Origin of the sequence: Hyalangium sp., assembly GCF_035629615.1 — a bacterium.
In the GTDB taxonomy this organism is placed as follows: domain Bacteria; phylum Myxococcota; class Myxococcia; order Myxococcales; family Myxococcaceae; genus Hyalangium.
On the sequence record NZ_DASPHO010000283.1, the window covers coordinates 1 to 10,678 of the forward strand.

Sequence of the window (10,678 nt, forward strand, 5' to 3'; positions counted from 1 at the left end):
GCGTGCGGCGGCGCTGGAGAAGGGTGGGGCGCAGCGGGACTCGCAGCTGGCGGAGCTGAACGCAAAGGCGGAGGCGGCGCGCGCGGAGGCGGAGGACAAGGCGACGAAGCTGAGCCAGCGCCTGAAGATGCTGGAGGGAGCGCTGGAGACGACTCGGAGCGAGGCGGCGGCTGCGGCGAAGAAGGCGGCCGGGGAGCTGTCCGCCTCCGAGACGTCCATGAAGGCGCTCAAGAAGCAGGAGGCCGAGGCGACCAAGGCCCGCACGACGCTGGAGCTGAAGCTGGCGCAGGCGGAGGCGGCGCTGAAGTCGGAGAAGGGTGGGCAGGGAGCGCTGGGGCAGAAGATGGCGCAGGTGGAGGCCACGCTGAAGGCGCAGCAGGCCGAGCGCGAGAGCCTGGAGCAGCGGGTGGCCGAGCTGGAGGCGGCGCTCCAGGCGGAGCAGGCCCAGCGCACGAACGTGGAGCAGGAGCTGGAGCAAGCGCGTGCCACCCCGGCGGCCCCGGCAGCGGGCGCAGCTCCGGCCGAGCTCATCGCCGAGCGCGACAAGCTCAAGGCGGATGTCGCGGCCATGAAGAAGAAGCTGATGGCGGCCGAGTCCGCCATCGAGGCGGCGGCCACGTACAAGGCGAAATTGGCACGCCTGGAGGCGCAGTTGAAGGGTGGCAAGAAGTAACCACCCCATGCCGTTCTCCGCGCCCATCGATCCACATACCGGGATGCCGGCGGCCCGCTTCGGGCTGTACCTGCACTTCCCGTACTGCCTGGCGAAGTGTCCGTACTGCGACTTCGCCGTGGCGGTGGCGCGCCAGGTGCCAGAGGAGCGCTACGCCCGCGCGGTCCTCACGGAGCTGGACGCCCGGCTGGAGGCTGCGCCGGCGCTCCGGAGGCGGCCTCTGGAGTCCCTCTTCCTCGGGGGTGGCACACCGTCGCTGTGGCACCCGAAGTGGGTGGCGCAGGTGCTGGAGGGGATCGCGGCGCGGCTGCCGGTGGCTCCCGGGGCGGAGGTGTCGCTGGAGGCCAACCCGGAGGTGGCGGATGCGGAGCGGTACGCTGGCTTCCACGCAGCGGGGGTGAACCGGCTGTCGCTCGGCGTGCAGTCCTTCCAGCCGGAGACGTTGAAGGCGCTCGGCCGCGCGCATGATGGGCAGGAGGCGGAGGCGGCGTTCCGGATGGCGCGGCGCGCGGGCTTCGAGGTGGTGTCGATGGACTTCATCTATGGAGTCCACGGGCAGACGCGGGCGCAGGTGGAGGCGGACGCGCGGCGGGCGGTAGCGCTGGAGCCGGAGCACCTGTCCACCTACGCGCTGACGCTGGAGCGGGAGGTGCTGGCGGAGGACACGCCGCTGGCGAAGCGGCTGGTGCGCGGAGAGGTGGCGCTGCCTTCGGACGACGAGGTGGTGGACATGGCCGCCACGGTGCGCGAGGTGTACGCCACGCACGGCCTGCGCCGGTACGAGATCTCCAACCATGCGCGAGAGGGGTACAGCTCGCGGCACAACGCGCTGTACTGGACTGGAGGCGAGTACCTGGCGCTGGGGGTGGGCGCCACGGGGATGCTCCTCGCGCCGGAGCCCCACCGGTACGTGAACCTGCGGAGCGCGGAGGCGTACCTGCGCACGGTGGAGCAGGGGACGCTGCCGGAGGCGAGCCGCGAGGCGCTGAACCCAGAGGAGCTCTTTGCGGAGCGGCTCGCGATGGGGCTGAGGCTGCGGTCGGGCGTGGACTGGGAGGCGGTGTGCACGGCCTACGGGCAGGATCCGGCGCCTCGACGGGCGGAGGTGTCTCGGCTGGTGGAGCACGGCCTGGCGACGCTCCAGGGTGGGCGGTTGGTGCTGACGGATGCGGGCGCGGATCTGCACAGCGCTGTCGCCGCGCGGCTGATTTGAGGTAGAGGGGCGTCTGGGAAGGGAAACGCGAAGATGAGCACGTGGATGCTGTGGATGATCGTCTCGCTCTTCACCGGCAGGCCGCTGCTGTCGCTGGTGCTCGTGTTCGGGCTGATCTGGGCGATGGACCGGTTCACCCTCCAGGTCCTGCCGCGTCCGCTGCGCGTCATCGGCCGCTGGCGGCGCGCGGGGCAGCTTGAGCGGGTGCTGATGAACAACACGCACGATCGCCGGGCGCGCTTCGAGCTGGCGGAGCTGCGGGTGGGGCAGGGGCGGTACGCCACGGCGGTGGAACTGCTGAAGCCCAACCTGGAGGCGGGCGACGACGATGTGGACACGCTCTTCCTGCTGGGGGTGGCGTACCTGGGCGCGGGAGAGGTGGCCAAGGGCGAGCTGCTGCTGGACGAGGCGGAGAAGGTGAACCCGGACTACCGCCAGGGCTCCATCGAGCTGGAGCGCGGGCGGCTGCGGCTGGCGCAGGGAGATGCGAAGGGCGCGGTGGAGGCGCTGGAGCGCTTCGTGAAGGGGCGGCACGGCTCCATCGAGGGGCGGACGCTGCTGGCCAAGGCGCTGGACAAGGCGGGGCGGGACGCGGACGCCGCGCTGATGCGCGATGAGGCCTGGAAGGACTACGTGGCCGCTCCGGGCTTCCAACGCCGCCGCGAGCGGATGTGGGCCTGGCGTGCTCGCCCGAGTCGCCCCATCACCTACGCGGCCATCGCCCTCGTCGTCCTGTTCCTGGGCGTCCAGGCGCTGAGCACCCTCCAGCCTCCCGCCGATCCCTACGCCGACCCCTACGATGATCCGTATGCAGCGGGGCTGGAAGAAGAGTAATCTCAGGAATTCAAATGTTCCCCGCCCCATCCCATGTGCTCCGTCAGCGAGAGGGGACGCTCGCGGAGGTGCCACTGCCGTTGCTGCTGCACTCGCTGGCGGTGGAGGAGCGCACCTGCACCTTGGAGCTGAGGGTGCGCCAGCGGGAGAAGCGCATCACCTTCGAAGAGGGCGCGCCCGTGGCGTGCGTCTCGAACCTGCTGCACGAGACGCTGGGCAAGTTCCTGGTGGAGAAGGGGAAGCTGAGCGAGGCGGACTACCAGAAGGCGCTCTCGGAGAGCATCCAGACGGGGCAGGAGCTGGGGACGCTGCTGGTGCAGAGGGGGCTGATCAGCCCGTTTGACTTGTACAAGCAGCTCCAGGCGAACCTGGGAATGAGCCTGCTGGACTGCTTCCGGTGGACAGACGCGCGCTACAAGCTGATCGCGGACGTGGAGCCGCCGGGCACGAGCGTGAGGACGAACACGGCGCAGCTCATCCTCACGGGCGTGGCGAACATGATGCCGTTCGACACGGTGGCCACGCACTTCACCTTCACGGATGACCGGCGCTTCGTGCAGGTGCCGGGGGTGGAGGGCCCGAAGCTGTCGGCGAAGGATGCGCGGCTGTTCCAGGCGCTGAGGGCGCGGCCCACGTTCGCGGAGCTGCTGGAGCGCACGAGCTACGACACGGAGACGACGCTGCGGCGCTTGTACGCGCTGTGCGTCGTGGGGGTGGCGGACTTCGCGGACGCGGTGGACGAGCGGGCGGCATCGGCTCCTCCGCCGGTGGCGGTGGCGGAGGCCGAGCCTGCGGTGAAGGCGGTGCCCACGGGGGTGCCGTTCTCGGATGAGGACGAGGCGGCACGCAACGCGCTGATGAGCGCCTTCATGTCGCACCGGAGCCAGGATCCGTTCGCGCTGCTGGGGGTGCCGGAGGACGTGCAGGCGCTGGCGCTGCGCAAGGCGTTCCTGTCGATGGCGGACACGTTCAACCCGCTGCGCTTCAACACGCCGGATCTGAAGGAGAAGGCGGAGGTTCTGCTGGCGGCGTACGCGCGGGCGTTCGGGGTGTTGCAGGAGCCGGACCTGGCGGCGCTGTGGCGCAAGCGGCGGGCGGCGGCGCGGGAGAAGGAGCGGGGAGCGACAGGGCGGCCCTCGACGCAGGAGCAGTTCCGCATCAAGACGGAGCTGCTGGACGGGCGTACGCAGTTCGATCAGGGCAAGAAGCGGCTGGAGGCGCGGAACTTCGCGGGGGCGTTCGAGTACTTCGAGTACGCGTGCGACATCGAGCCGCGGCCGATGCACCTGGCCTACCGGGCGTGGGCGCGGTACCTGATGAAGCCGGAGTCGCACGGCAAGCTGGTCCTGCAGGAGCTGAGCGATGTGCTGCGTCAGGAGCCGGGGTTGGAGGAGGGGTGGTTCTTCCTGGGCGAGGTGAGCCGCGGGGAGGGCCAGTGGTCGCAGGCGGAGGACGCATACCGGAAGGCGTTCAAGCTGAACCCGAAGAACCGGCGCTACGTGGATCTGATCCAGGAGACGAGCAAGAACGCGAAGCGGTGAGGCTCGGGCGGCTCACTCGGCCAGCTGGGCGTGACGGTGCGCGAAGAGCTGCACCAGGTTGTGCTGGATGAGCTGACGGGTGGTGTCATCCGGGGTGGGGGCCTTCTGGCGCGCGCCGAAGAGGACCCTCGCCATGGGCAGCAGCTGCTCGGGGAGGGTGGCGCTCTTGAGGAAGCCGGCGATGCCCCACAAGCCCGGCTTGCTGAGGAAGCTCTGCACGGGGCCGAGGAACCTGGAGGTGAAGCCCTTGAAGGCCCCCAGCAGCTTGCCACCCCCCAGCTTGCCCAGCCTTCCCAGTCCTTGGTTCAGCAGGCGGCTCGGGCCTCCGGTGATGGAGGACAGCCCCACGCTCACCAGCAGCTTGCCGAAGGGGGACTGGGAGAACTTCACCACGCCCAGAGGAGGAACGAGCTCCAGCTTTCCTTCCGCGGCCTCGGCGAGGCTGGCGGCCTCCATGATGAAGCGCCCCATCTCCTCCGGATCTGGACGCTCGAGCCCGATGGCGCGCAGCGCCTGATCGTCGATGACGTAGAGCTCCGGCTCCTCCTGGGTGTGGCGGAGGAAGTGCACCACCTGAGTGACGTACTCCTCGGTGGAGACGCCCAGATTCCTGGCGATCTCAGCGGTGTTCTCATCTGCGAGCACCTGCTTGCGGAGGGCCTTGGCGTCGGGGAGGGTCCGGAAGCCCTGGGGACTGTGCGGTGGCATGAGCCAGCGCAGTACAGGACTGACAGGCGAGGGGCTGTACCACTATGGGAGTAGGGCTCGGAACTCCAGTGGGGCGCCCTGTCGGCGGCGCATGCCACGAACCTGTCATACAAGCAGACAGGTTCTGAAACCCGCGCCCGGGAGGTCCCCTTGAGTTCCGCTCAGCATCCTCTCGGAGTTACGGCTCTACGGTGGCGACGAACGCGGCTTGAGAATCGCGGCAGAGGAGGGACTGGCGTGCAGTAGAGTTCTGGAAGGAGGGAGTGGCTCCCTTCACCTCGGCGAGGCACAGCATGCAGAGAGAGCATGGGCCCGCTCCACAGCCGGCGCTGCTTCCAGTGGGGACGGTGGTGGGGCCCTGGCGCGTGGTGGGCTGGGCAGGTTGCGGTGTCTACGGCGCTGTCTTCCGCGCCGTGCACACCGGGGAAGAGCAAGCCCATCCCATTGCGCTCAAGCTGGCGTTGCTCCCCGGGGATCCGCGCTTCCCTCGCGAGGTGAAGCTGCTCGCCCGCCTGGACCACCCGAGCATCCCGCACTTGCTCGACCATGGGGAATGGCAGCATCCCGCAGGCACGCTCCATCCGTACATCGCCATGGAGTGGGTGGACGGCGTGCCGCTGTACGACTGGGCGCGGGACCAGAAGCCTGACTCCCCGGTGGTGCTCCGGCTGCTGGCCCAGCTGACCGGAGCCCTCCAGGCCGTGCACGCCGAGGGAGGAGTCCACCGAGACGTGAAGGGAGCCAACGTGCTGGTGCGGCGCGCCGACCACCACGCCTGGCTCATCGACTTCGGCTCGGGAACGTTCCAGGGTGCCTTTACCCTCACGCCTCCGATGGGGTTCCCGGGCACTCCGGCCTACCGCTCCCCGGAGTCGTGGCTGTTCGAGCTGCAGTTCAGCAGAGACTCCACGGCCCGCTACGTCGCTGGGCCAGCCGATGATCTCTACTCACTGGGAGTGACTGCTTGCCGGCTGGTCACCGGCGAATACCCGGAGCTCGGCGAGCCCACGAAGGATGAGAACGGCATCTGGCACTTGGAGAAGGTGATTCCTCCTGCCGCGCTTCTGCTCTCCGAGCGTGTGGAGCCGCAGCTTCGCGCGCTCATCCTGCGCATGCTCTCGGTGCGTCCCGAGGAGCGTGGGATCGTGGAGCAGATGGCGGAGGCCCTGGAGGAGGCCGCGCAGCGCCCATCCTGCCAGAGCGCTCAGCCGCACTTGACCCTGGAGCCGCGACAGTCTCCGGAAGAGCCCGGCGCCAAGGCTGCCGTCTTCGAGCTTGCTCCTGGACAGCATGAGGGCGGCAGAGCCGAGGTGGAGGAATCTTCGCGTGAGCGCGGCTCTGCCCCGCGTGCCAGGGTGCGCGGGTCCGCGGAGTCAAGGCAGCGCTGGCTCGCGCCCGTGGCCGTGAGCCTCTTGATGGCCGTGTGGGTGTGGTGGGTGGCGCCTGGACAGTCCAAGGAGCGCCCTGCTGTCACACGACAACAAGCAGCAGGTGCCAGTCAGGAGGAGGGTGACACTGCGGGGCTTGGCGACGCGGCTGCGTCCGTATCGGCGGAGGAGGCTCCCGGTTCCACGGGATGGAAGGGGCTGTCCGAGGATCCGCTCCCGGAACCGCAGCCGGGGCAGGCGCGGCCGGATGCGCGGGGCCGGTGCCCTCGCAGACAGCATGTCGCTCTCAACGAGGGCTGTTGGAAGCGACTCAACCTGGAGGGCGAAGATTGCGAAGAGCTGAAGGGCCAACTCTACAAGGGCACCTGCTACATGCCCATCACCACACCTGGGCGAAAGCCCACTTCCAGCCCTACATCTGAGCAGTGAGCCCCGCGCGTGCTGAGCCCAACCCCAGCGCCAAGCCCATGGCTGCTCGCGGTGAGGACGCGCTGTAAGGAAATCTGAGCTGGTGGAGAGCCCATCCGAGGTTCCTTGCGTGTCGGCGGAGCCACGGTCCTGGGCAAAACCAGGAACCCAAGCTTTGCCGGGAGTCGCCTGCCGGGCGCAGCTTGCTCCAACCTGTCTGCTTGTATGACAGGTTCGTTCCAGGTGCTGCCAGCAGGCGTCCCACGCACCTGTCTGCTTGTATGACAGGTTCATTCCGGGCCTTGTCTCCAGCAGGCTCACCCCTCGAATCTCCGGCCTGGGACGAGGGGCAGGGGCCTGCGGACTCAGCTGTCGGGCACGGCGTGAGTCTTGGCCAGGGAACCTCCAGCAGATCTCCGAGTCGCTCATTGGCCTGGGCCTGCGCCGACGGAGGCTCCAGCGACTTGCCCGAGTGCCTCAGTTCAACACCCTCTCAGGGTGAAGACTGTCGACACCTCCCCGCCCGGATCAGGCAGGCAACGGGCCGAAGGATTCAGCGGGCAGGAGGCGAAGTTGGCCGGTGGCGGGATCGATCCAGCGCCGCGCCCGGGTCGAGATGCGCATGGTACGCTCTTGGACTGTGCGCGTCTGTTCCACAAGTCTCTGGAAGATCGCCTGGACGTGGGCGGTGCTCGCGGCTTGGACCGGGTGCAACAAGAGCGAGCAGGATTCCCGAACCGAATCTCCGAGGGCGAGCAAGGTGCTGGCTGATTCGTCGTCACCCGAGGCCAGGGTGCCGCGCGCTCATGCGAGTGAGGGAGACGCAGGTGGCGGCCTCTCCCCAGCGGCGCGAGGCGAGTCCTTGGTCATCGTTCAGCGCGAGGAGTCGATGGGCGGTGAGAAAGACATCCATAATCGCTACCGAGGGACCGTCAGTGTCTCAGCCAGGCTCCCAGAAGAGGTCACGAACTGTAGCGGTGCCGTGATCAGCCGGACCCTCATCCTGACAGCAGGCCATTGTGTGTGCCCCCGTCTCAAGGCCGCTCCGCCTGAAGAAGGGGCAGCGGTCATGATTGACGCGTCGGAATGTGCGGGGCGTGCCAGCGTGGGAACGATTGTCTACAAGGCCAGAGGAGGAGATGAGGACGCCGTAGGCTTTTCCACCCAGGTCTATGGGGGAGTCATCCGGCCGCACCCGGAACTCAAGGTCCTGCTGGATGGGCAGGGAGGGGTGATCTCGAGCCGTGCGGATCTTGCCGTGATTGTCCTGGATCGCCCGCTGCAAGAGCAGGAGGGTCGCTCCATCCCACTGGCGGACGAGGCCGTTCAACCCGGCGAGCTGCTCGTCATCGTGGGCCACGGCTACGATGAAGTCGCCAACGTTTACGACCGGGAACGCCGCTTCAGTCGGAACCAGGTCTCCCGAATCCTTGAGGCCCAGGAAGGAAGGGTCCTCATCCGGCAGCCAGAGGGCCATCTCTATCGGGGAGACAGCGGGGGCCCCTGCCTGAGAGAACTCCGCCAAGGGCCCGTGCTCGTGGGGATCTCGAGCAGATGGTTGGGGCAGGGGGGCTCATTCACGAGTACGCATGGCTACCGGAAGTGGTTGAGCGCGGAGCTGGAGCGCGCTGACCGGCTGGCTCTGCCTCAATGATAGGGTGCCCTCACCGGAGGCATGGATCAGATGGAGGCTCCAAGTTCGAACAGATTGCATCTCCGGTTCGTCCTGGTGGTTGCTGCGGTCGCGGGGATGTTCGTGGGGTGTGTGGGCACAGCTGGGACTCCGGACAACCGAAGCTTGTCCGACCGGGCGCGAGGCGGTGGATATTCAGTCGTGTCAGAAAGCATCCTGGACACTGCGAATCGCTACCAGGCTGCGGTCAAGGTGGTCGCCCGGTTCAAGGGGAAGGCGGGGACTCTTTTTCATACGTGCAGCGGGGTGGTTGTCCATGATCGCCTCGTCATGACAGCAGGCCACTGCGTCTGCAGAAGGCGCAAGGCTCCATCGCCCGAGGGGGAGGAGAGATTTGTCGTGGATCAGTCCACGTGCGCTCGAAGGGCGAGCGTGCAGACGTTCTTCTTCAAGACCCTGGATGAAGAGGAGCAGGAGAGGATAACGAATCCTGCGCAATGGCCGACGAGCGGAGAGGTTTATGTTGGGGAGGTCAGACCCAACCCTCAACTCATGGTCGTCTACACCAGTGAGACGAACAACCACGAGCTCGCGAGCAACGCGGATCTGGCGTTCATTTTTCTGGATGTGTCCCTCAAGGGGAAGGTGGACTCTGCTCGGCTGCCAAGAGAGCAGATCAAGGTCAACGAACCGATTCGCATGGTTGGCTTTGGTGCCACGAAGCCCGGAGAACCGCCCGCGGGCATCCGCCGTGTTGGAGCGAACACGGTTGTTTCCGTGGAAGAAGGTGCAGGCCGGATCTTCCGCGTCACCAAGCCGCTGCTCATTCAGCCGGCCTTCGTGCAGGGAGAGCCACTCTTCATGAGAGAGGATGGCTCCTACGTCCTTGCTGGCGACAGCGGCGGACCCAGCTTTCGCGAGGAGGAAGATGGGACCTTCAGCCTCGTTGGGATCGCGAAGACGGCCTACAACCTGCCGGTGGAGTACTCAGAATATACAAGTACGTACGCCTACCGAGACTGGATCGTCCGCGAAATCGAAGGCGCCAGGAAGCGAGGGGGGACGGATTAGCAGAGGGTGAGCGCCTCGCAGCTCAGGCGCCAAGCGGTGACGACCTACGGCTCCACGGTGGCGACGAACCGGGTCTTCCCGTTCTCGACTTTCAGGACCACCGCCTGCTTCTCCGCATCCCGTTTGGCGTTGATGGTGATCTTCCCCGCCACGCCCGGGAAGTCCTTCGTCGCCGCAATCGCATCCCGCAGCGCCTTGCCCGACAGATCCGGCGCCCGATTCATCGCGTCCACCGCCAGCTTCGTCGCGTCGTACGCCAGAGCCGCCACGCTGTCCGGCTGGCTGCCGTAGATCTTCTGGTACTTCTCCGAGAACGCCTTCAGCAGCGGGTCCGGGTTGTCCAGCGCGTAGTGGTTGGAGAAGTAGCTCCCATCCAGCGCCGAGCCTCCCAGCTCGAAGAGCTTCTCGGACTCCCAGCCGTCCCCGCCCAGCAGCGGCACCTTCAGCCCCAGCTCCCGCGCCTGCCGCGCAATGAGCCCCACGTCCGTGTAGTACCCCGGCACGAACACCCCCTCCGGCTTCAGCCGCTTGATCGCCGTCAGCTGCGCGCGGAAGTCCGTGTCCCCCTTCGAGTAGCTCTCGTTGGCCGTCACCTTCCCGCCCATCTTCTCGAACTCCTCGATGAACACCTTCGCCAGCCCGATCGAGTACGCGCTCTTGTTGTCCGTCAGCACCGCCACCTGGTTCAGCTTCAGGTTCTCTCGCGAGAACTTCGCCATCACCAATCCCTGGAACGGATCGATGAAGCACACCCGGAAGATGTAGTCCCCCTTCTGCGTCACCTCGGGCGCCGTCGAGGTGTAGGTGATCTGCGGCACCCCGGCCGCCTGCGCCTTCTCCGCCATCGCCATCGACACTGACGAGGCCGCCTCGCCGATGATCACCGCCACCTTGTCCTGGGCGATCAGCCGGGTGACGGCCTGCGCCGCCTCCTCGGGCTTGCCCTGGCTGTCGTACACCCGCACCGCCAGCTTCTTGCCCCTCACCCCTCCGGCCTCGTTCGCCTCTTTGATGGCCAGCTCGATGCCGTTGCGCGCCGAGATGCCGAACGTCGCCTCGCTGCCCGTGAGGCTGCCCACCTCCCCAATCAGGATGGTCTCCGGGTCTGCGGGTGGAGTGGCCTTGGCCTCGGCAGTCGGGGTGCTCGGGGTGGGGGCAGGCGGGGGCTGCGTCTTCTTCTCGCAGGCCACCACGGCCAGAGCGAGCGCG

Annotated in this window: 8 protein-coding genes and 1 pseudogene; 7 read left to right on the forward strand and 2 right to left on the reverse strand. The window is 67.5% G+C overall.

Features of this window, described 5'->3' with window-relative positions:
• The 4 genes and pseudogenes from VD972_RS14330 to VD972_RS14345 all read left to right on the forward strand — a co-directional run.
• Positions 1-673: pseudogene (locus VD972_RS14330) on the forward strand (gliding motility protein); the annotation flags it as partial.
• A gap of 7 nt (positions 674-680) precedes the next feature.
• The gene (gene hemW / locus VD972_RS14335; RefSeq protein ID WP_324986865.1) at positions 681-1,886 is read left to right on the forward strand and encodes a radical SAM family heme chaperone HemW; all 1,206 of its coding nucleotides are present in this window, start codon (positions 681-683) and stop codon (positions 1,884-1,886) included.
• A gap of 33 nt (positions 1,887-1,919) precedes the next feature.
• Complete coding sequence (locus tag VD972_RS14340) at positions 1,920-2,720, forward strand: hypothetical protein (protein ID WP_324986868.1); 801 nt, start codon at positions 1,920-1,922, stop codon at positions 2,718-2,720.
• Positions 2,721-2,734: 14 nt separating this feature from the next.
• Positions 2,735-4,261, forward strand: coding sequence for a DUF4388 domain-containing protein (locus VD972_RS14345; RefSeq protein ID WP_324986871.1), 1,527 nt, complete (start codon positions 2,735-2,737; stop codon positions 4,259-4,261).
• Positions 4,262-4,273: 12 nt separating this feature from the next.
• Here the strand turns inward: VD972_RS14345 and VD972_RS14350 are convergent, their stop codons facing one another.
• Positions 4,274-4,969, reverse strand: a complete 696-nt coding sequence (locus VD972_RS14350; RefSeq protein ID WP_324986874.1) for a hypothetical protein — start codon at positions 4,967-4,969, stop codon at positions 4,274-4,276.
• A 293-nt stretch (positions 4,970-5,262) separates the two neighbouring features.
• Here VD972_RS14350 and VD972_RS14355 point away from each other — a divergent pair, with 293 nt between their 5' ends.
• The 3 genes from VD972_RS14355 (at position 5,263) to VD972_RS14365 (ending at position 9,469) form a co-directional block, all read left to right on the forward strand.
• The gene (locus tag VD972_RS14355; RefSeq protein WP_324986877.1) at positions 5,263-6,786 is read left to right on the forward strand and encodes a serine/threonine-protein kinase; all 1,524 of its coding nucleotides are present in this window, start codon (positions 5,263-5,265) and stop codon (positions 6,784-6,786) included.
• Positions 6,787-7,654: 868 nt separating this feature from the next.
• Entirely contained in the window at positions 7,655-8,419 is a 765-nt protein-coding gene (locus VD972_RS14360; RefSeq protein ID WP_324986886.1) for a trypsin-like serine peptidase, read from the forward strand.
• Positions 8,420-8,599: 180 nt separating this feature from the next.
• Positions 8,600-9,469 (forward strand): trypsin-like serine protease, encoded by an 870-nt coding sequence (locus VD972_RS14365; RefSeq protein WP_324986880.1) that lies wholly within the window; start codon positions 8,600-8,602, stop codon positions 9,467-9,469.
• Between the two features lie 44 nt (positions 9,470-9,513).
• On the opposite strand, the gene VD972_RS14370 is transcribed toward VD972_RS14365, so the two are convergent.
• A partial coding sequence (locus VD972_RS14370) for an ABC transporter substrate-binding protein (protein ID WP_324986883.1) occupies positions 9,514-10,678 on the reverse strand: 1,165 nt, incomplete at its 5' end.

What these genes read in the sequence shown, in the direction of transcription:
- hemW (WP_324986865.1), top strand. Translation starts at nt 681, where the DNA reads ATGCCGTTCTCCGCGCCCATCGATCCACATACCGGGATGCCGGCGGCC.
- VD972_RS14340 (WP_324986868.1), top strand. Translation starts at nt 1,920, where the DNA reads ATGAGCACGTGGATGCTGTGGATGATCGTCTCGCTCTTCACCGGCAGG.
- VD972_RS14345 (WP_324986871.1), top strand. Translation starts at nt 2,735, where the DNA reads ATGTTCCCCGCCCCATCCCATGTGCTCCGTCAGCGAGAGGGGACGCTC.
- VD972_RS14350 (WP_324986874.1), bottom strand. Translation starts at nt 4,969, where the DNA reads ATGCCACCGCACAGTCCCCAGGGCTTCCGGACCCTCCCCGACGCCAAG.
- VD972_RS14355 (WP_324986877.1), top strand. Translation starts at nt 5,263, where the DNA reads ATGCAGAGAGAGCATGGGCCCGCTCCACAGCCGGCGCTGCTTCCAGTG.
- VD972_RS14360 (WP_324986886.1), top strand. Translation starts at nt 7,655, where the DNA reads ATGGGCGGTGAGAAAGACATCCATAATCGCTACCGAGGGACCGTCAGT.